Raw genomic sequence first — 24,920 nt, 5'->3', positions numbered from 1 at the left:
CACACCATGAACACCCGTTCCATCCTGATCGCCGCCGTCGTTGCCGCCGCCGGCACGCCCGCCTTCGCCGCCCCGCATGAAGGCGGCGCCTTCGTCCACGACTATGACAGCAACCATGACGGCCAGGTCAGCCGCGCCGAGTTCGACGCGGTGCGCGTCACCCGTTTCAAGGCGACCGATGCCAATGGCGATGGCTGGGTGTCGGAGGAGGAATATGTCGGCGAATATGCCGCCCGCCTCGAAAAGCAGCTCGCGGAATCGAGCCTGACCGAAGAGAAGAAGACCGAGGAGCGCCAGCGCCAGATCCGCCAGGCCCATGTCCGCTTCAACGTCCTCGACAAGGACAAGGACGGCAAGATGGCCCAGGCCGAATATGACGCATCGGGTGCGCGCGCCTTTGCGGAGCAGGATGCCGACAAGGACGGCATCGTCACCGCCGCCGACGTGCAGGCGACCAACGCCCGCATGGCCGCCATGCGCGCCAAGACCGATAGCTGACACAAAGAAGGACCGGGGTTGCCGGTCCTCATGGAGCTTACCAGGGAAGGGGCCGGGCCGTGCAGACCCGGCCCCTTTCGCATGTCAAAGACTGTTTGAGAAAGCCGGTTCCAGCCCGCTCCCCCACCCAACCACCCGATCCAGTGTCATCCTGTCGGGCGGTTGGGTGGGGGAGCGGGCTGGAACCGCGCTGAAAAATCGCTCTTTCGCGATTTTTCAAACAGGCTCTCAGGCCCAGTTGAAGGGCAAGGGCGCCTCGCGGAAGGCGAAGCGGTCGAGATGGTCGGCGACGACCTGCTTGAACTTCTCGACATCGGCGTCCGCATTGGGTTCCAGCACCACGGTCAGCAGCTCGGCATCGGCACTCAGGTGGATCGGCCCCATCGGAAAGGCGATCTCGCCCTTGTCCGCGTCGAAGCTGGTCTCGAACTTGTGGCTCCAATGCTTGCACAGCTGCTGCAGGTAACGGCTGCCATGGGTGGTCGGCACGGTGGCGGTCAGCGTCATGGGGTCAGAGCCTTTCGATCTTGCTGGCGGCCTCGTCGATCAGGGCCGCGACGTCAAACATGGTTTGGGAATCGGCGCCTTCCTTTTCAAGCCGATGCTGGATCGCCACCCGCATATTCTGCAGCGCGCGGCGCACCGGCGCAGCATCATTACGTTCGGCCTTGCGGGCCAGATGCGCCAGCTTCTCCATCACCTCGGCAACGCCGGCCTCATGCTCAGCCAGATGGGCGGTGCCCGCCTCGGTAATGGCGAACAGCTTGCGGCTGCCTTCACCGGGCTGCTCGGCGATCAGGTCCATGTCGGCCAGCAGGGTCAGGGTCGGATAGACGACACCCGGACTGGGCGCATAGACAGATCCCGACAGGCTCTCGATCTCGCGGATCAGGTCATAGCCGTGGCGCGGCGCATCGGCGATCAGCTTGAGCAGGATGAGCTTGAGCGCATCATTGCCGAACAGCCGGCGGCGCCCGCCGCCACGCCCGCCCCGGCCACCGCCGAAGGGGCCGTCACCAAAGCTGTCCTCACCGAACGGACCGCCCCGGCCCCCGGCCCGACCACCGCCGAAAACGCGCCCGAAGCCCTCGGGACCAAAGCCGCCCGGTCCGAAGAAGCGGCCATGGCCGCGTTCACCGCGATGGCCCAAGCCGCGCGGGTCGCAACCACGATCGGCCATGGCGTCATCCATGTGCCGGCCCGGCCGGCAACCCCGGCGCCCAGCGCCGCGATCGGAATGGGAAAAATGCATATTCTCTCTTTCAAAATGCTTCATGATGCATTGTGATATATCTTAAAAATCATCAACGTCAATGCATGAGATATATCTTTAGGCATCTTATGATAGAGACACTCACCCGAAACGCCGGGAAATCAGGCTTATCACCTCATCGTATAAGCATTATGCAGAATGTGATTGTTCTTGCGATCGATTGTCGTTAGCAGCCCTGCCCAACATGGATCAGGGGATCGCGATGATGCGTCATATCGAAATTCGTCACTCTGCAATCGCGCTGGCGGCGCTGACCATCGCCCTCGCATCGCCAGCCATGGCGCAGCAGGCCGAGGCCGACGCTGACACCAAGAGCAGCGAATCGATCGTCGTCACCGCGGCCCGCTCGATCCTGCCGCCCAATGCGCTGCCGCTGACGATCGACCTGATCGACAAGCAGATGCTGGACCAGCAGATCGCGATCTCCGGCTCGGTCACCGATGCCATCTCCACCCTCACCCCCAGCTTCTCGCCGACCCGCGGCAAGCTGTCGGGCGCGGGCGAAACGCTGCGCGGCCGCTCGCCACTCTACGCCATCAACGGCATCCCGCAATCGACCCCGTTGCGCGACGGCAGCCGCGACGGCTTCACCATCGACGGCTTCTTCATCGACCGGGTCGAACTCATCTATGGCTCCAACGCGCTGCAGGGGATTGGCGGCACCGGCGGCATCGTCAACCAGGTGACGGTCGGCGCGCCCAAGCAGGAGGGCATCAGCGGCCGGGTGCTGCTGCAGGGATCGGCCAGCGACGATTTCGACGGCGACGGCTTTGGCGGCAAGGCGGCCGGACTGGTCCAGTATAAGGCTGGCGCTTTCGATGCCACGGTCGGCGCCTCCTATGAAAAGCGCGGCGCCTTCTACGACGCGCGCAACCGCCGCATCGGCATCAACCTGACCCAGGGCGAGACCCAGGCATCGCAGACCACCGATATCTTCGCGCGATTGGGCTATGCCGTCGGCGATACCGGCCGGCTCGACCTGATCCTCAATCGCTATGAGCTGAAGGGCGATGGCGATTATGTCCCGCTCCCCGGCAGCCGCGCCAACGGCCTCCCCACCACCGCGGTCAAGGGCGACGCCCCTGGCACGCCGGGATCGAACCGCACCGAAAGCGCGTCCCTCTCCTACACCGACAGCGATGTCGCCGGCGGCAACCTCGTCACCCAGCTTTTCTTCAACCGCAGCCGCGACATTTTCGGCGGCGAATTCGCGGCGATCCCGACCTTCCAGGATCCCGCCATCGCGACGCCCGGCACCCTGTTCGACCAGTCGCAGAACCGGTCGCGCAAGATCGGCGGCAAGATCAGCTATGAACGCGCCCTGCCCGGTTTCGAGGCGCTGACCACCACGGTCGGTCTGGACGTCCTGTTCGACAAGACGGAACAGCGACTGATGGTCACCGGCCGCACCTGGGTGCCGCCCAGCGATTTCCGCTCCATCGCCCCTTTCGCTCAGGCCAATCTGAAGATCGCCGACGGGCTGTTTCGCGTGGCGGGCGGCGTGCGCTGGGAAAATGTGCAGGTAAAGATCGACGATTTCCACACCCTGGCATCGACCACCTATGACGGGAAGAATGTAGCGACCTATGGCGGCGTCGATGTCGCGGGCGGCAAGCCCAAATTCTCCGACGCGCTGCTCAACGGCGGCCTCATCTTCGAGCCGATCGATGGCATTCGTGCCTATGCCAGCTATGCCGAGGGCTTCACCATGCCCGATGTCGGCCGCGTCACCCGGTCGATCCGCGTCGCGGGCGTCGACCTCGACGATTATCTCGACATCAGCCCGATCGTCTCCAACAACCGCGAGATCGGGCTGGAGGTGAAGCGCGGCCCGATCGACGCCAGCGCCACCTATTTCTGGTCGTCCAGCGACAAGGGCCAGATCTTGATCGCGCAGGGCAACGGCATCTTCACCGTGCAGCGCCAGCGGGTCGAGATCGAAGGGCTGGAAATCAACCTGGGTGTGCAGACGCCGCTGCCGGGGCTCAAGCTCTCCACCGGCTATGCCCATCTCAAGGGCCGCTATGACAGCGACAGCGTCAATCCCGACGGCATCGTCGATACCGATCTGGACGGCACCAACATCTCGCCCGATCGCCTGAACGTCGCTGCCGACTATCGCCATGGCGCCATCTCCGCGCGACTGCAGACCCAATATTATCTGTCGCGCAATTTCCATGGCAAGGCGAACCCGGACCGGGGCAACAATTTCGGCGGCTATGCGGTCACCGACGCCTATCTCCGCTATGACACCGCATCACTGGGCGGCGTCTATCTCAGCGTCCAGAATCTGTTCGATAAATTCTATATCGACTATAATAGCGACACGCGCCTGCCCAACGACAGTCTGGCCTTCTTCGCCGGTCGCGGACGGCTCTTCACCCTGGGCTGGGATTATCGCTTCTAAGGGTGAATGGGCGGGTTCAGCCCCGCCCATCCCGCCTTTTCAGAGCGACGCGAAATCGATCGGCGCGTGCCGGTCGAGCGTGCGGCTCTGGTCCTCCAGCGGATATTTGAGGCCGCTGGCGCAATTGAACAGCAGCGCGCGTTCATCCCGCCCGATCAGCCCCTCGTCCAGCGCTCGGCTGTAGGCCGCCAGCGTCGCCCCGCCCTCGGGACAGAGCAGCAGGCCGTCGTCGCGCGCCACGTCGCGCACGGCCGCCGCGATCGCCGCGTCCGACACCGCCAGCGCCGCGCCGCCGCTTTCCCGCACCGCGCGCAGGATCAGGAAATCGCCCACCGCCTTGGGCACGCGAATGCCCATGGCGATGGTCTGGGCATCCTCCCAGCGCTCGGCAAATTCCACGCCCTGCTCGAACGCGCGGACCATCGGCGCGCAGCCTTCGGCCTGCACCGCGAACATCTTGGGCCGCTTGGAACCGATGAAGCCGATCTTCTCCAGCTCGTCGAACGCCTTCCACATGCCGATCAGGCCGGTGCCGCCGCCGGTGGGATAGAAGATTGCGTCGGGCAGTTCCCAGCCAAGCTGCTCGGCCAGTTCCAGCCCCATCGTCTTCTTGCCCTCGATCCGATAGGGCTCCTTCAGGGTCGAGAAATCGAACCAGCCGCGTTCCTTGACGCCCTGGCCGACGATGGCACCGCAATCGTCGATATAGCCGTTGACGCGATAGACCCGTGCGCCCTGCGCCGCGATCTCGCGCACATTCACTTCGGGCGTATCGGCCGGGCAGAAGATCACCGATTCCATGCCGGCCACCGCCGCATAGGCGGCCAGCGCCGCGCCGGCATTGCCGTTGGTCGGCATCGCCACCTGGGTCACGCCCAGTTCCTTGGCCATGGAAACCGCCATCACCAGGCCCCGCGCCTTGAACGACGCGGTCGGCAACCGCCCCTCATCCTTGGCCAGCAACTGCGCGCCGCCCAGCCGCTTCGCCGTGCGCGGCAGCGGAATGAGCGGCGTTACATTCTCGCCCAGGCTCACGATGTTGCTGGTCTGCCGCACCGGCAGCAATTCGCGCCAGCGCCACAGGTCCATCGGCCGGCTGCCAAGCGCCTCCTTGGTCAGCGTGGCCCGCACGCCGTCCAGATCATAGCGCACCAGCAGCGGCTTGCCCGCCGCCGACAGCCCATGCAGCCGATCCGCCTCATAACGCTCGCCGGTCAGCGAACATTCGAGATGGGTAACAAAGGTCGGACGGTCGGTGGTGAGGTTGAGGTCGTGCAGCAAAAGGGCCTCCGTTCGGGCAAGGATTCGGTGCGTTCGCGGCCCCACGGGGGACCCTGACCGATCCAGCCCGAACGGGGCGGATATTTGTCAGTCCGGCTTCTTCGCCACGCTGACCATGGCGGGGCGCAGCAAGCGGTCCTTGATGCTGTAGCCGGCCTGCATTTCCACCAGCACGGTGCCCGGCTCGGCGTCCGCCGACGGCAGTTCCATCACCGCCTGATGCTTGTTCGGGTCAAGCGGCTGGCCGACCGATTCGATCTTGGTGATGCCGTTGCGGCCGAACACCGCCTCCAACTCGCGGCCGGTGGCTTCCAGGCCCGTCACCAGCCCCTTGAACTTGTCGTCCTCGCGCAGATCGGCGGGGATGGCGGCCAGCGCCCGGCCCAGATTGTCGGCCACCGACAGCATGTCGCGGGCAAAGCTGGTCGCGGCATAGGCGCGCGCGTCGGCCAGTTCCTTCTCCAGCCGGCGCCGCACATTCTGCGTATCGGCATGGGCGTAGAGAATGTCCTGCTTGGCCGTTTCCAGCTCGGCTTCCAGCGCTGCGATACGCTCGGCATTGGCGTTTTCAGGGGCGTCCACGGGGGTCTCCTCCTCGGGCAGCTGGTCCAGGGTTTCGGTATTTTCGATAGTCTGCTTGTCTTCGCTCATCTCATCAATCTCGACAGCGTCTGTGCGGTGAAATCCACCATGGGGATCACTCGGGCATAGTTCAAGCGCGTGGGGCCGATCACGCCGACCACGCCGACGACCCGGCCGTCCCCGCCGCGATAGGGGGCGGCTATGACCGATGAACCCGAAAGGGAAAAGAGCTTGTTTTCCGAACCGATGAAGATTTTGGTCGCGCTGCCGGCCAGCGCGCTCTCCAGCAGGCGCGAAATTTCCTGCTTGCCCTCCAGCTGCTCCAGCAATTGCCGGACCCGGTCGAGGTCGGCGGCGGTGCCATCGTCGATCAGATGCGCCTGGCCCCGCACGATCAGCACCGGGCGATCATCGGCGTCATGGCTCCAGATCGCGATGCCGCGCGTCACCAGTTCGCGCGCCGCGCCCTCCAGCGTGGAGCGCTCCTGCTCCATCTCGCGGGCCAGCAGGTCGCCGGCCTGGCGCAGGGTCAGCCCGCCAAAGCGCGCCGACATGAAATTGGCCGCCTCGTTCAGCATCGATGGCGTCACCCCGCGCGGCAGGTCGAGCACGCGATTCTCGATCGACCCGTCCTGCCCGACCAGCACGGCCAGCGCCTGCCGATCATTCAAGGGCACGAAGCCGAACTGGCGCAGCACCGGCTCGCGCCGGGGCACCATGACGATGCCGGCGCAGGCGGAAAGCCCCGACAGCGTCGCCGTCGCCGCCGACAGCGCCTCCTCGATCGGCCCGCCCTCGGCCAGCCCCACTTCAGCCAGCCCCGCCTCGATCGCGCGGCGCTCCTCGACCGACGGCTCGGCCGCCTGCATCATCCCGTCGACGAACAGCCGCAGCCCGGTCTCGGTCGGCATCCGCCCGGCCGAAGTGTGTGGCGCGGCGAGCAGCCCCAGCTCCTCCAGATCCTGCATCACATTGCGGATCGAGGCGGCCGAGAGGCTCAGCCCCATCTTGCTGATCGTGCGCGACCCCACCGGCAGTCCGGTGCCCAGATAGGAGTCCACCACCATGCGAAACACGTCGCGGGCGCGGTCATTCAATTCGGCGATGGAGGCAGTGGCGGCCATGGCGATGATGTAGGCGGCTTTCCCGCGCGGCTCAACGGGGGAGATTGGCCGATTACCCTATCCGTCATGCCGGGCCTGCCCCGGCATCCCGCTTTTCCTGGTTCAAGCAGGAAAGCAGCGGGACTGCGACTCGAAGCCGAGGTGGTGATGCGCGCAAATGGCCGATTGCGGGTGTCCGGTCTCAAGGCCCAGCGTACAGATAGTTGACGCTGGCATGGCGTCGCCTCCCGACCAAAACATGTCGTTCTAATCCAGCGCTTGGTATGTCGGCTCACGCGAAATGGGGTTAAGATGCTTCAGCGTCCCAGCCCTAGCTTCGGAACAGCATACCGAACAGATTTTGAAAGCCCGGCGGTCGGGTTGGCGCGTTTCCAATCCCCTCTTTCAACATCGCTTGCGCATTTGAGAAGAACGCTTCGATTTCCGTTCTGCCCATCATGAAACCAAACGCGTCAGGCGCCCCCTCCAACAATCGTTGGAAATGCAAACGAGGCTTAGCATCAGCAATGTCGGCTTTTGCGGCGTTCCCCAATACGAACGCCTCATAAGCGACCATGTCCGCCGCTTGGAGCCCAATCTCATCTGCCACCCGCGAGTAGGTAACGTCGAGGGCGGTGGAATTGAAGAAGCCGTTGCCGCCAGAGGCGATTTCGTCTCGTGAGCTTTCCAAGCGCGCTGTATCAAAGCAAAGTTTGACCGGCGCTTTACCGATTGAAGCAAAACGCTGCCCGCTCATAACGCAATTCAGAAATACGAATTGCTCGGGGGAGCCGAAGAGTTGCATTCCATATTGCTGCTGCAAATCGTACCAAGCGCTTTTGATGACACCAAAGCTGATCGGAACGAGTTGAGACGAAACTATAGATTCTCGAAATGCCCGAAATACTATATCTCTCTCAGGAGGCGTGTAGTCAGAAAACTCTCCATATGAATTGGCGATATGCGAAGCGTGAAATGCCTTGATGGGAGATTTCCCTTCCATTGGTTGAAGGATAAGCTGCGCCCACTGTGTCCTCAGAGCGTCGAATTGGGCAGTGTCGCCAAGCACTCCGCCCCAGACAATTAAGTCCGACCTGTCATCGGTGCCGCTATCATCAAAATAACCTTCAAGCACGATTGCCTCTGCGTCGCGTATCTACACTTAGGCATAGCATAACCTTGGTTCGTGGTCACCTGTAGGCCGGTATGCCCGGCTCCCCTTGCCATCATGCTCGCTTGGGTAAAGCGTTTAGCTCTCCGTCGCTTTGTGGGTTTGACCAACGTTAGCGTGCTGAAAACTGACCGCTTTCAGACCGAACCAATTCAATTTCTGTGTGACCACTGGCCACCCGGTTGTTGTCGCTACGCAGGGCTGGTTAGGAGTGAACGGACTGTCGCTTTCTGGCAAAATCAGTTGTTCGAGGGGCTGCTGCAGAACGACGGCTATGTCCCAGACGCGGTCATAAGCAGAAGGTCCATTTCTGGGCGTAATAAAATCGCCGTTGAACGGTTTGGATGAGGCGCATTCCTGCCTCCCTTTCCTATTCGCCGCTCTTCTGATCTACCCTGCGAGATGGAACAGGCCGCTCTCACGCCCTGCTTAACAACCCCGCCCAACGCCCAAAAGCGTCGCGTCGCTGTCGCGTCATTGTCGCCTCACTGTCGCGTAACAGGCGCGCGATTGTCGCGTCGGCGTGACCCGCGTGTCGCGTGGCCGTCGCTTCGCTGGCGCGTGGCAGGCGCCATTCGCCGGAATCGACGCAATTTAGCCCTGCGACACTGTGAACTTCGGGCTGTCGCGTCGCGGGGCGGCGGTTCAGCTTGCCGGCTTGGGCTTCAGCATCGGTTCGATGCCCAGCGCCCTGGGTATCCCGCCGATCGTCGTGCGGAGTTTCGCATAGCGGCTATCCATGCAGCCCGACTGGAAATCGAGCCGGGTCGGTTTCGCCCCCTTTCCCCCACCGCGCGTCCATTCGATCGTGTAGCTGGGCATGTCGGTGGCGAAGCGGGTGCAATTCTCGCCCTGGGCGATGCGCTTTGCCGTGCCGGTCGCCGGCTTCCACGGGGCAAGGCCGGTGCGCAGCTGGCGATATTGCGCGGCACTGACGGTGAAGCGGGTCGGACCGGGGACGGAGGTGAAGCGCTCGGGCTCCAGCAGGCCGGAGCCATCGGGCGTCACCGTGAGCGTATAGGCGGGACAGGCGCCAAAGCAGCGACCGGCGGTAAAGCGGATCGTGTCGCCGGCGGCCGTCGGCGGCTCCAGCTCCACCTTCTCCCGGTCGGTCACGCATCCCGCCAGCGCCAACATCGCAACCGGCCCCATCATCATCGCTCTCTTCATGGCGCCCCTCTTATCGCAACTTTTGGCGCTTGGCACTGGCATGCGACGCCACCGGGCGCTAAGCGCTCCCACCTGACCGCTTCGGAGTAGAATATTATGCGTCCTTCCGGCCGCGCGCCCGACCAGATGCGCGACATCACCATGGAACCCGGCTTCACCATCCATGCCGAAGGCTCGTGCCTCGTCAGCTTCGGTGACACCCGCGTCCTGTGCACCGCCTCGATCGAGGAAAAGGTGCCCCCCTTCCTGCGCGGCAAGGGCTCGGGCTGGGTCACGGCCGAATATGGCATGCTGCCCCGCGCCACCCACACCCGCGGCAGCCGCGAGGCGGCCAAGGGCAAGCAGTCGGGCCGCACCCAGGAAATCCAGCGCCTGATCGGCCGCTCGCTGCGCACCGTCGTCGACCTCAAGAAGCTCGGCGAACGCCAGATCGTGATCGACTGCGACGTGATCCAGGCTGATGGCGGCACCCGCACCGCCGCCATCTCGGGCAGCTGGGTTGCGCTGCGCATCGCCGTCGACAAGCTGCTCGCCTCGGGCGCGCTCAGCGAAGACCCGATCATCCAGAAGGTCGCCGCGATCAGCTGCGGCATCTATGAAGGCACGCCGGTGCTCGACCTCGACTATGCCGAGGACAGCAATGCCGAGACCGACGCCAACCTGATCCTGACCGGCGACGGCAAGTTCGCCGAAGTGCAGGCCACGGCCGAGGGTGCCGCCTATGACGAGGAAGAGCTGCTCCGCCTGCTCCGCCTCGCCCGCATCGGCTGCGCCAAGATCTTCGCCGCGCAGGATGTGGCGACGGGTCGCTGAGCCTTTTATAAATACCGTCATGCCAGCGCAGGCTGGCATCTCTCTTTCCTTTTGCGCCCATGAAGCCGAAGAAGAAGGGAGATCCCAGCCTTCGCTGGGATGACGGAAATAATGCAGGGTAGAGCCAGATGAGCGACGAATACGGACAGGAACAGGCGATCCGCAAGCTGAAGCCCGGCAAGCTGGTGATCGCCAGCCATAATGCCGGCAAGGTGCGCGAAATCGCCGCGCTGCTCGGCCCCTATGGGATCGAGCCGATCTCCGCCGCGTCGCTCGACCTGCCCGAGCCGGAGGAGACCGGTACCACCTTCATCGCGAACGCCGAGCTGAAGGCGATGCAGGCCGCCGACCTCTCCGGCCTGCCTGCACTGGCCGACGACAGTGGCCTCTGCGTCGAGGCGTTGAACGGCGATCCGGGCCTCTTCTCCGCCCGCTGGGCCGGGCCGGACAAGGATTTCGGCATGGCGATGCAGAAGGTGTGGGACGGGGTGCAGGCCAAGGGGCCGGACGCCGGCCATGGCGCCCATTTCATCTGCGCCCTCTCCCTCGCCTGGCCCGACGGCCATGTCGAGGCGTTCGAGGGCCGGGTCGACGGCCTGCTGGTCTGGCCGCCGCGCGGGGCAAATGGCTTTGGCTATGACGCGATGTTCCAGCCGCTCGGCCACGACATCAGCTTCGGCGAGATGGACCCGGACGCCAAGCACGCAATGAGCCACCGCGCCGACGCCTTCGCCCAGTTGGTGAAAGCGGTGATCTGATCGGATGGGGGGGGCGGTCCCGGCCGCCCCTATTCCTCGCCGCCCGCCAGCACCGGCGCCGCATCCAGCGGCCCCATGCCGAACATGTTGCCGGCGGGATAATAGCGGCAGACGAGATAGTCGAAGCTGCGGCCCTCGGCCAGCGCGCAGCCAACCGACCGGGTGCCGCGCCAGATGATCTGGGTATAATGGGCGACATCCTGCCAGCGGCCGGTGGTGCTGAAATTGGGCATCTTGCCCGCCCGACGGAAATAGCGCCGTTCATTGAGGAAGGCGCCGACCATCACCTCATAATCATAGAGGCCCCGGCTCCCCATCCACAGATTTTCGCCGCTCGGCACCGCGCGGGTCGCGCGCGAGCTGTGGGCAAAGATGTTGGTCCGCGCCATCTGCCGCGCATAGCGCGCCGCATCCGCCGCCAACGTCCGGTCCCAGGCAAGCGGGGTCAGGCCCCAGCGGCTGCGTTCGTCATTATGCGTGCCCAGGACCACGTCCTGCAGCAGCCCATCGTCGCGATCGGCCTCTTCCATGCCATATTGTTCGGCCGGGCTGGGCGCACGCCGCGCCGGCGCGGCCTCTCCCTTGCCACCGAAAATCCCCAGCATCATGGCGGCCGTCGCAACGGCCAGCCCCCATTTCCACCCGCGCATCGTCTTTGTTCTTTCGACCCGATAACCCGTGCCTCTCCCCCGGCCCGGCCGGTTCGGAACGCGATGCTGCGGCTAAACGCCCGATCGTGTGAAGCAGGGATGAATGGTCCGGCACAGGCGATCGCCTGTCCACGTCACTCCGACGAAACGGGTCGCAGCTTCGCCGAATCGATATGCCAGCGCCGCTGCGCGGCCGATGCCCCGTCGACATCATTGACGCGCCGCACAACATAGGTGCCGGCAAAATGCTGGCGCGTGCCATCCGCTAGTTCCGCGTCGATCGTCACCGGCACCGGCTGGTAGACGGAGCCCGCGCCCGCATCGCCCGGCGTCATCCGGCCGATGGTCACATGCGTCGCACGGGTGGCGGCAAAGCCGGCTTGGAATTTTTCCATCGTCTGCCCTGCCGGCCCATTCTCGCCCCACTGGCTCCAGGCGGTGCCATAGTCGCGCGCGTTGATCGCCGCATAATAACGCTGCACCACGGCCGCCGCAGCCGCCATGCTCCTGGGTTCGGGCGTGCATCCCGCCATCGGCTCGCCCTGGCCGTCGAACAGGGCGCAACTGCGCGCGATCTCGTCCTCGATCATCGCACAGCTATTGGCGGCATTGCAGGGCGGATGGGTGGCGGGCGACACGCTGATGCACAGCTTGACGCGGCGCTCGGCCGCAGCCGCGCCGATCTCGGCAGTGCAGGACAGGGGCGACATGTCGGCCTGGGTGGATCGGGGGGCCGGTGCCTTGTCCGGCTGGGCAGCGTTGGCGGAGGAATTTTCGGGCGCGGCGGGCGCAGCCCCCTGATTGTCGGGCGTTGGGGACGGTGAACCGCACGCGGCCAGAGCCAGCAGCGCGATCGTCATGCTGATGCAGGCCCATGGCCTTGTTCTTGAAACGGGCTGCATTTTTCCTCCCCCCTTTTGCCGACTGCGCTTCAAGGCATAATCGACAGAGAGGAAAAATGATCCGCCTGGGATAAGGTCTTCAGCCCTGCCAGCCGCCAAAGTCGCGGTCGAACGGGCTCATGCCATAGACATTGCCGGCCGGATAATAGCGGCAGACCAGATAATCATATTGGGCGCCCTCGCCCAGCGCGCAGCCGACCCGACGGGTGCCGCGCCAGATCATCTGGGTATAGTGGCCGACATCTTCCCAATTGCCGGTCGTGCTGACGTCGGGGAAGCGGGCCTTGAACACGAAGGCACGGCGTTCGTCCATGAAGGCGTCGAGCATGGCGGTATAGCCATAGGCCCGGTGCGTCCCCATCCACAGATTTTCGCCGATTTCCTCGTCGCGCTCACCGCCGTGCGAATGGCGAAACTGGTTGGTATGCACCATCTGGCGCGCATAGCCGGCCGCATCGGCGGCCAGGCGATCGTCCCAGGCCAGCGCGGGCACGCCCAGCGACTGGCGCTCGCGATTATGCACGTCCATCACCACCTGGCGCAGCATCGCGTCGGAACGCGGCGCCGGCTGGATATTATAATAATTCCACACGTCGCGATTGACCGAAGCCGATGCCGGTGCGACCGCCCCTGCGATCATCCCGCCGAAAAGCATCAGTGCAGCCGCTAGCGGGCCGCGCTGAACGCGTCTAAAGATATGTCCACTCATGTCACCCGAAGTCCTTCTCGCCCCACCGGCTTTCACCGAGGCTCTTGGCCTATATGTTCATTGGCCATTTTGTGTTTCGAAGTGTCCTTACTGCGATTTTAACAGTCATGTGCGCGACCGGATCGACGCCGATGCGTGGCAGGCTGCGCTGCTCGCCGACCTTGCCCATGAGGCGGAAAAAACCGGCCGGCGACCGCTCCGTTCGATCTTCTTTGGCGGTGGCACGCCGTCGCTGATGCCGCCCCGCATCGCCGCTTCCCTGATCGAGGCGGCGGAAAGACATTGGGGCTTTTCCAACGACATAGAGATCACGCTTGAGGCCAACCCGAACTCGGTGGAAGCCGCGCGTTTCGGCGATCTGGCGGCCGCCGGGATCAACCGCGTGTCGCTCGGCCTGCAGGCGCTCGACAATGACGCCCTGGCCTTCCTGGGGCGTGCCCATGACGTCGATGAGGGGCTGGGCGCACTCGACACGGCTCGTCGCATTTTTGACCGGGTGAGCTTCGATCTCATCTACGCGCGCCCCGGCCAGAGCGAATCGGACTGGGAAGCGGAGCTGGCACGCGCCCTCTCCTTCGGCACCGGCCATCTGTCGCTCTATCAGTTAACGATCGAGCCGGGCACGCGCTTCGCCACGCTCGCCGCGCAGGGCAAGCTGACACCGGTCGACCCGGATCATGGCGCCACCCTTTATGAGCTGACCCAGGCGATGACGGCGCAGGCCGGCATCCCTTCCTACGAGATCAGCAACCATGCCCGGCCGGGGCAGGAAAGCCGCCATAACCTCATCTACTGGCGCTATGGCGACTATGTCGGCATTGGTCCCGGCGCCCATGGCCGCCGCGGTGGCATGGCGACATTGCGCCACAAGAAGCCGGAAAACTGGATGGGCGCGGTCGATCGCAACGGCAACGGCCTGCAACAGGAAGTGCCGCTGCAGGCCGAGGACAAGGCGCGCGAGGCGCTGCTGATGGGATTGCGTCTGGGCGAAGGGGTCGATCTGGCCCGGATCGCCGGCCTGTCGGGCCTGCCGATCGGCGCGCTGGTGGATGATCGGGCGATCGACCGGATGAATGATCTGGGGCTGGTCTGGCGAACCGGCAACCGGCTTCAGGTCAGCCCGGCGGGCATGTTGCTGCTGGACGCCATCCTGCCCGAAGTGGTGGCGGTCTAAAAAGCCTCAGTCCGGATTGCGATCGAGGTCGGCCAGTTCCTGGTCGATGTCGCGCAGTGCCTCGGCCCGGTCGCTTTCCGGCATGCGGCTGGCGGCGATCTGGGCACGGGCGGCGGTCAGCCCGGCGCGCGCGGCATTGCGCCCCGCCCGTTCGGCATTGCGGGACATGCGCTCGGCATCGCGGGCGTTCAGCATGGCGATCCGCTCCGCCTTGCGGGCCTGCGCCTCGATCGCCCGCTCGCAGATGCGCACCCGGATATTGCGGCGGCCATTGGCATCGACAAATTCGCGATGGCTGGTGACCTTGTCGCCCTCGCAGCCTTCGCGCACGTCGACCACCGGCACCATGCGGGCAATCTCCGCCTCGGTCGGGATGCGATGGGTTTCGACCCGGCCATTGGCATGGGTGACGATCACCCGCCCCGGCTCGCTGCGCACCGTCACCGGCGGCACGGGCGGGACCGGCGGAACCGGGGGCATGATGTCGGCGGCCGGAACCGGCGGCACGGGCGCTGCAGGCGGCACGCGATCGGCATGGGCGACCGGCGCAGGCGCTGCCGCCGGCATGGGCGCGGCGGCGGGAACCGGCGCGGCCTGCGGCAGGGCCTCCCGCGCCGAGACGGGCTGCGACACCAGGTTGGTCAGCCTGGCGAAATCGGCCTGATCGACCTTGTCGGTGATCGCCGCCATCTGCTGCGCGGCGCGGCTGCCCGATGCGGTGAGGGCCAGGCCCGTGGCAACGACCATGGCGACGGCGGCCATGCCCCAACTGATGCGCTTCAATGATGTTTCATGGCTCGAAAGCATTTTCAGCCTCCCCTTGAGCGTGGTGATGCGGGTGAGATGGCAGGCGCCGGCAAATTGGCGACCACCGGCGGCCTTCAATATGGCGCGGCCATAGGCATGGGCCTGATCCTGGCCGTAGAGCGAGAGGACGCGCGCGTCGCAGGCGGTTTCCTGATCGGCGCGATAGGCGCGATAGGCGATCCAGGCGACCGGATTGCACCAGTGCAGCGCCAGCAGCAGCAGCGCGACCATGTTGGCAGCCAGATCGCCGCGCTCATGATGGGCGCGTTCATGGGCGATCGCCATATCCTGTTCCTGCGCGTCATAGCGCAGCCCGAAATCGGCCGGCAGGACGATGTAGGGCCGGAAAATACCGAAGGCGAGCGGTCCCGATGCCTGCGGACTGGTGATCAGGCGGATGCGCCCTTCCTCGCCCAGCGGCGTCGATCCGGCCAATATGTCTCGGCGAAACCGGGCATAGCCGATCGCCTGCACGACCAGGAACAGAACGACGCCCAGCGCCCACAGGCCGATCGCCATTTCCAGCCAGGGGATGCTCGTCGCTGCGGCCTGTGTCGCGGGCGATGGCGCAATCTCCAGCAGCGCCGGCAGGCCCGCCTGGTCCACGACATTATGCAGCGGCGAAGGCGCGGCAACCTCGCGCGGAAGCGTTGGCAACAGCATCCGGGCCAGCGGCAGCAACCACAGCCAATAGGCCGCGCCCGCCCCCAGCCAGCGCGCCACCGGGCGTCGCAACATCATCACCATCGCCATCAGCAGGGTCGTGGCGATCAGCGTTTCGGCCATCCAGACGCTCATGATTTCAACCCCTTCAGGATTTCCTCAAGCTCCGCGATATCATCCGCGCTCAACTGGTCCTGGCTCGCCAGCTGGGCGACCAGGGGAGAGATGCGACCGCCGAACAGGCGATTGACCAGCCGGCCGGACTCGCTCGCCACATAATCCTCGCGCGCCACCAGCGGGCGATAGAGGAAGCGGCGGCCATCCTGGTCGGCGGCGATCACCTCCTTGGCCATCAGCCGCGACAGCAAGGTCTTGACCGTCTGCAGGCTCCAGTCGCGTTCGGCGGTGACGCGATCGGCGACATCATTGGCGGTTGCCGGCGCCTGTTCCCACAGCGCTTCCATCACCACCAGTTCCGCTTCGCTGATCTTCTCGCTCACTGCCTGACCCCGACCCTGTTCCGACTCTCCAACTACACATGTAGTCGCATCGATTACGGATGTAGTCAATCGATTTCGAGATGGCCGCCAAGGCCGAAAATCAGGCAGGCCAGACGCAGTCACGCCCGGCATGCCTGGGGCATACCGGGCGTGACTGGAACGGGACCGCGAAGGGCGCGGCCCCGCCTCTCCCCCATGCGGGTCAGGCGATCACGAAATCGCTATTGGTCAGGGCCAGTCCGCTGCCGATATGGGCAAAGGCGATCGCAGCCCCCGCACCGCTGCCGTCCGCATCATAGAAGAGCGTGCCACTGGCACTGTCATAGATGATACGGTCGCTGGCATCGGCCGCCGCCGAGCCGACGACAAAGGCGTTGGCGTTGAGCGTGCCGGCCGCCCCCGCCGCGGAGAAGATCGACGAAGACAACGAAATCCGGTCATCGACCACGTTGAAGTCGGTGATCGTATCGACATTGCTGCTGCCCAGCCCGGTCGAGAAGCGGAACTGATCCTGGCCGGCACCGCCGGTCAGCGTATCGGTGCCGCTGCCGCCATCCAGCACATTGTTGCCGCTGTTGCCGACCAGGCTGTTCGCCTGCGAATTGCCCGTCGCATTGATGTTGGCGCTGCCGGTCAGGTTCAGTTGCTCGACATAGCGGCCGGCCAGCGTGTAGCTGACCGAGCTGAAGATGGTGTCGTTCCCCTGCCCATTGCTCTCGATCACCTGATCCGCGGCATTGTCGACATAATAGATGTCGTCGCCCAGTCCACCCGCCATCGTGTCGATGCCTGCGCCGCCATCCAGCACATTGTTGCCGCTGTTGCCGACCAGGCTGTTCGCCTGGGAATTGCCCGTCGCATCAATGTTGGCGCTGCCGGTCAGGGTCAGCTGTTCGACATAGCGACCGGCCAGCGTGTAGCTCACCGAGCTGAAGATGGCGTCGTTGCCCTGGCCGTTGCTCTCGACCACCTTGTCGCTCGCATGGTCGACATAATAGATGTCGTCGCCCGCGCCGCCGCTCATCGTGTCGGCTCCGGCGCCGCCATCGATGATGTCGTTGCCGGTCGAACCGGTGATCGCATTGGCCTGGCTGTTGCCGGTCAGCGTCTGTCCCGCAGAGGATGTGCCGACGAGATTTTCGACGTTGCTGCCCAGCGCATAGCTGGCCAGCGTGGTACGCACCTCGTCCACGCCCTGCGCGGTCAGTTCCGTGACGACATCGCCTGCGTCGTCGACATAATAGATGTCGTTGCCGCGACCGCCCGCCATGCTGTCGGCACCGGTTCCGCCATTGAGGACGTTGGCGCCGTTATTGCCGATCAGCACATTGTTCAGCGTATTGCCGGTCGCATTGATATCCGCCGTGCCGGTAAGGCTCAGTTCCTCCACGGTACGACCGTTCAGGCTGTAGCTGACCGAACTGTAGATCTTGTCATAGCCCTGGCTGCCGCTCTCGACCACCTTGTCGGCACTGTTGTCGACATAATAGACGTCGTCGCCCAGGCCACCGGTCATCGTGTCGGCGCCGGTGCCGCCGGTAATCACATTGTTCAGCGCATTGCCCGTCAGCGTCTGGCCGCCGGTTGCCGTCCCGGTCAGATTCTCGACATTGTTGCCCAGCGTGTAGCTGGCCAGCGCGGTACGCACTTCGTCGACACCCTCCCCGGCCAGTTCGATCACCACGTCGCCGCTATTGTCGAGGATGTAGATATCGTCACCCAACCCGCCGGTCATGCTGTCCGCGCCGGTGCCACCATTGATGATGTCGTTCCCGGCACCACCCACGATGCTGTTGGACAGGCTGTTGCCGGTCAGTTGCTGCCCGGTCGCGGCCAGGCCGACGAGATTCTCGACATTGCTGCCCAGCGTATAGGTGGCAAAGGTGGTGCGCACCATGTCGTTGCCCTGGCCCGAGGACTCGACCACGACATCGCCCGCGTTATCGACCAGATAGATATCGTCGCCCTGGCCGCCGACCATCCGGTCCGCGCCCGCGCCGCCATCCAGCACGTCATTGCCCGCGCCACCGGTCAGGGTGTTGGCAGCCGCATCGCCGGTCAACATGTCGTCATAGGCCGAACCGGTCAGATTCTCGATGCTCGACAGCGTATCCGTTCCCGCCGACCCGGTATTCTGTTCGCCGGTCAGCGCCAGATTGACGGTGACCGCTGCGGTCGCCGCGGCATAGCTGGCGGTGTCGCTGCCTTCGCCGCCCATCAGCAGGTCGTCGCCGTCGCCGCCGTCCAACACATCGTCGCCGGCTTCGCCATACAGGCGATCATTGCCGGCATCGCCCTTGATGCTGTCATTGCCCTCGCCGCCATAGAGAAGGTCGAGGCCCAGGCCGCCGGACAGGCTGTCGTTGCCGGCGTCGCCATAGATCTGGTCGTCGCCATCCTGCCCCTGCAGATTGTCGACGCCATCGCCACCGCGCACTATGTCCTCGCCGTCGCCGGCCAATATCGTGTCATTGCCCGCACCGCCCAGCAGCAGGTTGTTGACGGCCGAACCGGTGATCTGGTCGTTGAAGGCCGAACCGGTCGCATTCTCGAAGCCGCTGATGGTGTCGGTGCCCGCGCCGCCCGTATTCTGGGCGGTGGCCAGCGCCAGCGAGATGGTGATGCCGGCCGTCGCGCCGGCATAGCTCAGCGTGTCGACGCCGCCCCGCGCCGTCATCACGTCATTGCCCGCCCCGCCCTCGAACACATTGTCGCCATCGGTGCCGGTCAGCACGTCATTATAGGCGGTGCCGATAATGCCCTCGATACTGACGAGCGTGTCGGACCCCATATTGCCGCCCAGCGCATAGACATTGGACGCAGCGCTCAGGTCGATGCTGATCGCACTGTTGCCATTGGCATAGCTGGCGATGTCGAACCCGTTGCCGCCGTCCAGCGTGTCATTGCCTTCGCCGCCCTCCAACACGTCATTGGCTTCGCCGCCATGCATATAATCGTCGCCGGCGCCGCCCGTCATGACGTCCTGGCCCAGGTCGCCATAAAGCTGGTCATTGCCGTCGCCGCCATCGACCATGTCGTCGCCGCTGCCGGCATTCACATAATCATTGTCCGCGCCGGCATAGATGATGTCGTTGCCATCCTCGCCATAGATGGTGTCCGCGCCGAATTCGCCATAGAGCTGGTCATTGCCGGCACCGCCCCAGATCTGGTCGGCATCGTCGCCGCCATGGACGATGTCGTTGCCGGCTTCACCATAGAGCGTATCAGTGCCTGCTCCGCCGGTCAGATCGTCGTCGCCATCGCCGCCATAAAGCGCGTCATTGCCCTGGCCGCCGCTGATGACGTCATTGCCATCGCCACCGAACAGTTGGTCATTGCCGCCATTGCCGCTGATGATGTCGTTGCCGCCCACGCCATAATAAATGTTGCCAGCGTCCGTATCGATAAACTCGTTGTCCTGCGGCGTGCCGACGATGCGCAGGAACGGATTGCCGGTGAAGTCGGAGAGCTGGACGTCGGCGATGGTGCCGGCGGCGAGTTCGACGACATAGTCGGCCGAGGTCAGGGTGAGGTCGCGATCGCTGTCGACGATCAGCACCGTCTTGGCCGTGCTGCCCGTGCCGATCCGGCTCCACCACACCTGGGTGAAGCCCGTGCCAAGGTCCGTGCCCGGCAGCGGCGCGCCGTCATAATAGAGCGCCGAGGACAATTCGCCACGGAACACCAGCGGCGTGCCGTTGCTGTTATGCGTGCCGCTGGCCGACGCGAAGTTCAGCAGCAGCTTGTCACCCTGGCTGCGGTTGAAGTCGGTGATCACATGCGGCGCCGACAGACTGCCATAGCCGGCATAGATATAGCCAAGGCGGAACGTATCCACCCCCGTCCCGCCCGTCGCGGTGTCACGGCTATTGGCTTCGTAGCCGACATAGACCTGGTCGTCGCCCGCACCCCCGTTCAGGATGTTGATGCCGCCTTCGCCGTTGATGCTGTCATTGCCGTCGCCGCCATTGACCGTGTCATTGCCGGTGCCGCCGCCCATATTGTCGTTGCCCGCGCCGCCATCCAATATGTCGTCGCCATCCTGGCCCAGAACATAGTCGTCGCCCGCGCCCGCATTGATCGTGTCGTTGCCCGCCTCGCCATAGAGCGTGTCATTGACCCCGCTGCCGGTCATCTGGTCATTGCCCGCGCCGCCCGTCATGTAGCTGCCGGCCGACCCCGCCGTCATGATGTCGTTGCCATCCTCGCCATAGATGTTGTCGCTGCCCGCACCGCCGATCAGTGTGTCGTCACCCGCACCGCCATAGATCGTGTCATTGCCCGCATCGCCATAGATGGTGTCGTTGCCGGCATTCCCGTACAGCGTGTCATTGTCGTTGCCGCCATAGATGGTGTCATTGCCATCATCGCCGGAAATCGTGTCGGCCCCATCCTCGCCATAGAGCGTGTCGATGCCGGCGCCGCCGGAAATCGTGTCGTTGCCGGCATCGCCCCACAGGCTGTCATTGCCCAGCAGGCCGTAGATCAGATTATTGTCGGCATCGCCATGATAGCTGTCCGCCCCGGCCGTCCCGGCATAGGCACGGAACGGATTGCCGGTGAAGTCGGAGAGCTGGACGTCGGCGATGGTGCCGGCGGCGAGTTCGACGACATAGTCGGCCGAGGTCAGGGTGAGGTCGCGATCGCTGTCGATGATCAGCACCGTCTTGGCCGTGCTGCCCGTGCCGATCCGGCTCCACCACACCTGGGTGAAGCCCGTGCCAAGGTCCGTGCCCGGCAGCGGCGCGCCGTCATAATAGAGCGCCGAGGACAATTCGCCACGGAACACCAGCGGCGTGCCGTTGCTGTTATGCGTGCCGCTGGCCGACGCGAAGTTCAGCAGCAGCTTGTCACCCTGGCTGCGGTTGAAGTCGGTGATCACATGCGGCGCCGACAGGCTGCCATAGCCGGCATAGATATAGCCAAGGCGGAACGTATCCGCCCCCGTCCCGCCCGTCGCGGTGTCACGGCTATTGGCTTCGTAGCCGACATAGACCTGGTCGTCGCCCGCACCCCCGTTCAGGATGTTGATGCCGCCTTCGCCGTTGATGCTGTCATTGCCGTCGCCGCCATTGACCGTGTCATTGCCGGTGCCGCCGCCCATATTGTCGTTGCCCGCGCCGCCATCCAATATGTCGTCGCCATCCTGGCCCAGAACATAGTCGTCGCCCGCGCCCGCATTGATCGTGTCGTTGCCCGCCTCGCCATAAAGCGTGTCATTGACGCCGCTGCCGGTCATCTGGTCATTGCCCGCGCCGCCCGTCATGTAGCTGCCGGCCGACCCCGCCGTCATGATGTCGTTGCCATCCTCGCCATAGATATTGTCGCTGCCCGCACCGCCGATCAGCGTGTCGTCACCCGCACCGCCATAGATCGTGTCATTGCCCGCATCGCCATAGATCGTGTCGTTGCCGGCATTCCCGTACAGCGTGTCATTGTCGTTGCCGCCATAGATGGTGTCATTGCCATCATCGCCGGAAATCGTGTCGGCTCCATCCTCGCCATAGAGCGTGTCGATGCCGGCGCCGCCGGAAATCGTGTCGTTGCCGGCATCGCCCCACAGGCTGTCATTGCCCAGCAGGCCATAGATCAGATTATTGTCGGCATCGCCATGATAGCTGTCCGCCCCAGCCGTCCCGGCATAGGCACGGAACGGATTGCCGGTGAAGTCGGAGAGTTGGACGTCGGCGATGGTGCCGGCGGCCAGTTCGACGACATAGTCGGCCGAGGTCAGGGTGAGGTCGCGATCGCTGTCGATGATCAGCACCGTCTTGGCCGTGCTGCCCGTGCCGATCCGGCTCCACCACACCTGGGTGAAGCCCGTGCCAAGGTCCGTGCCCGGCAGCGGCGCGCCGTCATAATAGAGCGCCGAGGACAATTCGCCACGGAACACCAGCGGCGTGCCGTTGCTGTTATGCGTGCCGCTGGCCGACGCGAAGTTCAGCAGCAGCTTGTCACCCTGGCTGCGGTTGAAGTCGGTGATCACATGCGGCGCCGACAGGCTGCCATAGCCGGCATAGATATAGCCAAGGCGGAACGTATCCGCCCCCGTCCCGCCCGTCGCGGTGTCACGGCTATTGGCTTCGTAACCGACATAGACCTGGTCGTCGCCCGCACCCCCGTTCAGGATGTTGATGCCGCCTTCGCCGTTGATGCTGTCATTGCCGTCGCCGCCATTGACCGTGTCATTGCCGGTGCCGCCGCCCATATTGTCGTTGCCCGCGCCGCCATCCAATATGTCGTCGCCATCCTGGCCCAGAACATAGTCGTCGCCCGCGCCCGCATTGATCGTGTCGTTGCCCGCCTCGCCATAAAGCGTGTCATTGACGCCGCTGCCGGTCATCTGGTCATTGCCCGCGCCGCCCGTCATGTAGCTGCCGGCCGACCCCGCCGTCATGATGTCGTTGCCATCCTCGCCATAGATATTGTCGCTGCCCGCACCGCCGATCAGCGTGTCGTCACCCGCACCGCCATAGATCGTGTCATTGCCCGCATCGCCGTAGATCGTGTCGTTGCCGGCATCGCCATAGAGGGTATCGTTGTCGTTGCCGCCGCGCATGACATCGGCGCCGTCGCCGCCAGACATGGTGTCGGCCCCATCGCCGCCGCGCATATTGTCGTTGCCGCCCAGGCCATAGGCAATGATGTTGCCGGCGCTGGCGAGCAGCGTGTCATTGCCGGTCGTGCCGCGCCACACCGGGAAGGTGTCGGTGAAATCCTCCTGCGTCAGCGTGTTGATGCCGTTGATGTAGGTGTAGATGTCCAGTTCGGAAAACTGGCCATTGTCATCGACATCGACCCACAGTTCGACGCGATTGTTGGTCGCGTCATATTTCCAGGACACGTCGGCAAAGCCGTCACCCACCAGTTCGGCGGGCAACTGCACGCCGGAGGCGCCACCGCCAATGACGAAGGTGAAGTTGATCGGCGCCGCGTTGAAGGCGATGCCGCGGCCATAGGCGTAGGACGGCAGGTCGATCCGGTCGCCACCGGCAATACCCGCGCCTTCGAAATCGAGAATGACGTCGATGGTCGATGGCGAGGAGTCGGAGCGCGGCGTATTATAGGTCAGCGTGAAGATGTCGTTGCCGGCGCCGCCGGTCAGCGTGTCGCCATCCAGCCCGCCGATGATCTGGTCGTCGCCGGCGCCCCCGACCAATATGTCCTGCCCGGCGCCGCCGATGATGATGTCGTTGCCGCTGCCACCGGTGATGATGTCCGCGCCGGCGCCGCCGGTGATGGTCATGTTGTTCGTCGCGGCTGCGCCGTTCAGATACAGGAAGTCCGTCTGCAACTGGCCTGCAGCGTCGATCCAGGTCACATTGGTCTGGGCGTGGAGGGTCAGTCGCACCTGGCCGGTGCCGATCGAGAAGCGCTCGACATTGCGGACGGTGTCGGCATCGAACACGACATAGCTGCTGTAGACGCCATAGATGGACAGGACGTCGATGCCGCCGGACAGGTCGGTGCTGCCATCGATCCGGTCGAGCGTGTTCAGCCAGGATCCGACATCGATGAAGTCGGCGCCGTCGCCGCCCACCACCAGGTCATTGCCCGAACCCGTAATGATCTCGTCATTGCCGTCGCCACCATAGAGCGAGTCATTGCCGTCGCCGCCGTCGATCAGGTCGTCGCCGCTGTCGCCATTGATCGTGTCGTTGCCGCCCAGGCCATAGAGGGAATCGTCACCGCCGCCGCCCGAAATCGTGTCGGCATTCGCCGTTCCGGTGATGATGTTGCTGTTCACGTCGCCAGTAAAGTCAGCCATGTCGTACCCTCCAGAAATAATCCGATCGACCTGACCCCAGGATTATTTGGGCGGTTTTCTAGGAAGATGCGGGGGATTCCACATACCCCGATCGGGGTATGCGCTGTTTTTTCCATCCCTGTTCGGGACAGGAAAATTGTCGGTTTCGCACCGCGATGCTATGGTTTGTACGGAGCAGTCGCCCCTGGCGTGCGAAATGCGGACGGCCAGAGCGATGCAATGCGGAGAGACCCATGTCCCGCCACCGTCACGCCGCCGCCCTGGCCCTTATTCTGACCGGATGGCTGATCGCCACGGCCACCATGCCGGTACCGCGAGCCGAAGGCACGATGCGGCCGCCAAGCACCCCGGACAGCGCGATCCGGTCGGAGTTCAGAGTGACCGAGAAGCATGGCACCAGGGATGCCTATATTCTCTTTGCGCAGCGTCATCCGAACCACCCGCTGGCCAGTGAAGCCCTGCGCCGCGCGGACAAGGCAAAGCAGCATCCAAATATGTAGCAAGTAATTCCGGCACTTAACATTAACTTTGAGATTAAAAATACCCTAACATACATTCAACCATCTGTTTGCCTTGAAAAATTTCCAGCAATTTCATTGCCATGCGAATTGTAAAAAATAACATCATGTTTTCGTTGGCAAATAGAAATATTGGATTCCCCGCCCTTTGGTGCCATTAATGCCTGCATAAT

Annotated in this window: 19 protein-coding genes; 6 read left to right on the top strand and 13 right to left on the bottom strand. The window is 64.2% G+C overall.

Annotated elements, in window-relative coordinates:
- Window positions 1-6 precede the first annotated feature (6 nt).
- Window positions 7-498 carry an EF-hand domain-containing protein gene (locus tag U0025_RS02225; RefSeq protein WP_004210944.1) on the top strand — a complete coding sequence of 164 codons (492 nt, stop codon included), beginning with the start codon at window positions 7-9 and terminating at the stop codon, window positions 496-498.
- 228 nt (window positions 499-726) lie between these two features.
- Here the strand turns inward: U0025_RS02225 and U0025_RS02220 are convergent, their stop codons facing one another.
- Both U0025_RS02220 and U0025_RS02215 read right to left on the bottom strand, forming a co-directional pair.
- Complete coding sequence (locus tag U0025_RS02220; protein WP_004210943.1) at window positions 727-1,005, bottom strand: DUF2218 domain-containing protein; 279 nt, start codon at window positions 1,003-1,005, stop codon at window positions 727-729.
- A 4-nt stretch (window positions 1,006-1,009) separates the two neighbouring features.
- Window positions 1,010-1,678: a PadR family transcriptional regulator gene (locus U0025_RS02215; protein WP_004210942.1), complete on the bottom strand. Its 669-nt coding sequence runs from the start codon at window positions 1,676-1,678 to the stop codon at window positions 1,010-1,012.
- A gap of 295 nt (window positions 1,679-1,973) precedes the next feature.
- Here U0025_RS02215 and U0025_RS02210 point away from each other — a divergent pair, with 295 nt between their 5' ends.
- Complete coding sequence (locus tag U0025_RS02210; protein ID WP_004210941.1) at window positions 1,974-4,178, top strand: TonB-dependent receptor; 2,205 nt, start codon at window positions 1,974-1,976, stop codon at window positions 4,176-4,178.
- Window positions 4,179-4,217: 39 nt separating this feature from the next.
- Here the strand turns inward: U0025_RS02210 and U0025_RS02205 are convergent, their stop codons facing one another.
- The 5 genes from U0025_RS02205 to U0025_RS02185 all read right to left on the bottom strand — a co-directional run bounded on the left by U0025_RS02205 (window position 4,218) and on the right by U0025_RS02185 (window position 9,485).
- Window positions 4,218-5,459 carry a threonine synthase gene (locus U0025_RS02205; RefSeq protein ID WP_004210940.1) on the bottom strand — a complete coding sequence of 414 codons (1,242 nt, stop codon included), beginning with the start codon at window positions 5,457-5,459 and terminating at the stop codon, window positions 4,218-4,220.
- A gap of 87 nt (window positions 5,460-5,546) precedes the next feature.
- The gene (gene grpE / locus U0025_RS02200; protein ID WP_004210939.1) at window positions 5,547-6,110 is read right to left on the bottom strand and encodes a nucleotide exchange factor GrpE; all 564 of its coding nucleotides are present in this window, start codon (window positions 6,108-6,110) and stop codon (window positions 5,547-5,549) included.
- Window positions 6,107-7,165: a heat-inducible transcriptional repressor HrcA gene (gene hrcA, locus U0025_RS02195; RefSeq protein ID WP_004210938.1), complete on the bottom strand. Its 1,059-nt coding sequence runs from the start codon at window positions 7,163-7,165 to the stop codon at window positions 6,107-6,109. The genes grpE and hrcA overlap by 4 nt, the downstream gene beginning before the upstream one ends.
- 310 nt (window positions 7,166-7,475) lie before the next feature.
- Window positions 7,476-8,279 carry a DUF3800 domain-containing protein gene (locus U0025_RS02190; protein ID WP_004210937.1) on the bottom strand — a complete coding sequence of 268 codons (804 nt, stop codon included), beginning with the start codon at window positions 8,277-8,279 and terminating at the stop codon, window positions 7,476-7,478.
- A gap of 681 nt (window positions 8,280-8,960) precedes the next feature.
- Complete coding sequence (locus U0025_RS02185; protein WP_004210936.1) at window positions 8,961-9,485, bottom strand: DUF6438 domain-containing protein; 525 nt, start codon at window positions 9,483-9,485, stop codon at window positions 8,961-8,963.
- A gap of 96 nt (window positions 9,486-9,581) precedes the next feature.
- Here U0025_RS02185 and rph point away from each other — a divergent pair, with 96 nt between their 5' ends.
- On the top strand, window positions 9,582-10,298 hold the full coding sequence (gene rph / locus U0025_RS02180) for a ribonuclease PH (RefSeq protein WP_004210935.1): 717 nt from the start codon (window positions 9,582-9,584) through the stop codon (window positions 10,296-10,298).
- Between the two features lie 128 nt (window positions 10,299-10,426).
- Window positions 10,427-11,056: an RdgB/HAM1 family non-canonical purine NTP pyrophosphatase gene (rdgB, locus tag U0025_RS02175; protein WP_004210934.1), complete on the top strand. Its 630-nt coding sequence runs from the start codon at window positions 10,427-10,429 to the stop codon at window positions 11,054-11,056.
- Window positions 11,057-11,085: 29 nt separating this feature from the next.
- Here the strand turns inward: rdgB and U0025_RS02170 are convergent, their stop codons facing one another.
- The 3 genes from U0025_RS02170 to U0025_RS02160 form a co-directional block, all read right to left on the bottom strand.
- Entirely contained in the window at window positions 11,086-11,706 is a 621-nt protein-coding gene (locus tag U0025_RS02170) for a CAP domain-containing protein (RefSeq protein WP_004210933.1), read from the bottom strand.
- Window positions 11,707-11,840: 134 nt separating this feature from the next.
- Window positions 11,841-12,566 (bottom strand): hypothetical protein, encoded by a 726-nt coding sequence (locus U0025_RS02165; RefSeq protein ID WP_037491078.1) that lies wholly within the window; start codon window positions 12,564-12,566, stop codon window positions 11,841-11,843.
- A 121-nt stretch (window positions 12,567-12,687) separates the two neighbouring features.
- Window positions 12,688-13,263 (bottom strand): CAP domain-containing protein, encoded by a 576-nt coding sequence (locus U0025_RS02160; protein ID WP_010337592.1) that lies wholly within the window; start codon window positions 13,261-13,263, stop codon window positions 12,688-12,690.
- A 52-nt stretch (window positions 13,264-13,315) separates the two neighbouring features.
- Here U0025_RS02160 and hemW point away from each other — a divergent pair, with 52 nt between their 5' ends.
- Window positions 13,316-14,491: a radical SAM family heme chaperone HemW gene (gene hemW / locus U0025_RS02155; protein ID WP_072894531.1), complete on the top strand. Its 1,176-nt coding sequence runs from the start codon at window positions 13,316-13,318 to the stop codon at window positions 14,489-14,491.
- A gap of 6 nt (window positions 14,492-14,497) precedes the next feature.
- Here the strand turns inward: hemW and U0025_RS02150 are convergent, their stop codons facing one another.
- From U0025_RS02150 to U0025_RS02140, 3 genes are all read right to left on the bottom strand, one after another.
- The gene (locus U0025_RS02150; RefSeq protein ID WP_004210926.1) at window positions 14,498-16,096 is read right to left on the bottom strand and encodes a M56 family metallopeptidase; all 1,599 of its coding nucleotides are present in this window, start codon (window positions 16,094-16,096) and stop codon (window positions 14,498-14,500) included.
- Window positions 16,093-16,461, bottom strand: coding sequence for a BlaI/MecI/CopY family transcriptional regulator (locus tag U0025_RS02145; RefSeq protein WP_004210924.1), 369 nt, complete (start codon window positions 16,459-16,461; stop codon window positions 16,093-16,095). The genes U0025_RS02150 and U0025_RS02145 overlap by 4 nt, the downstream gene beginning before the upstream one ends.
- Before the next feature lie 202 nt (window positions 16,462-16,663).
- On the bottom strand, window positions 16,664-24,229 hold the full coding sequence (locus tag U0025_RS02140; protein ID WP_323156753.1) for a beta strand repeat-containing protein: 7,566 nt from the start codon (window positions 24,227-24,229) through the stop codon (window positions 16,664-16,666).
- Window positions 24,230-24,462: 233 nt separating this feature from the next.
- Between U0025_RS02140 and U0025_RS02135 the strand changes: the two genes are divergently transcribed.
- The gene (locus U0025_RS02135; RefSeq protein ID WP_004210916.1) at window positions 24,463-24,729 is read left to right on the top strand and encodes a hypothetical protein; all 267 of its coding nucleotides are present in this window, start codon (window positions 24,463-24,465) and stop codon (window positions 24,727-24,729) included.
- Window positions 24,730-24,920: the final 191 nt, after the last annotated feature.

It is taken from the genome of Sphingobium yanoikuyae (assembly GCF_034424525.1).
Lineage (GTDB): Bacteria > Pseudomonadota > Alphaproteobacteria > Sphingomonadales > Sphingomonadaceae > Sphingobium > Sphingobium yanoikuyae.
The sequence above is the reverse complement of the archived record's forward strand: the minus strand, read 5'-3'. Positions and strand labels throughout refer to the sequence as shown.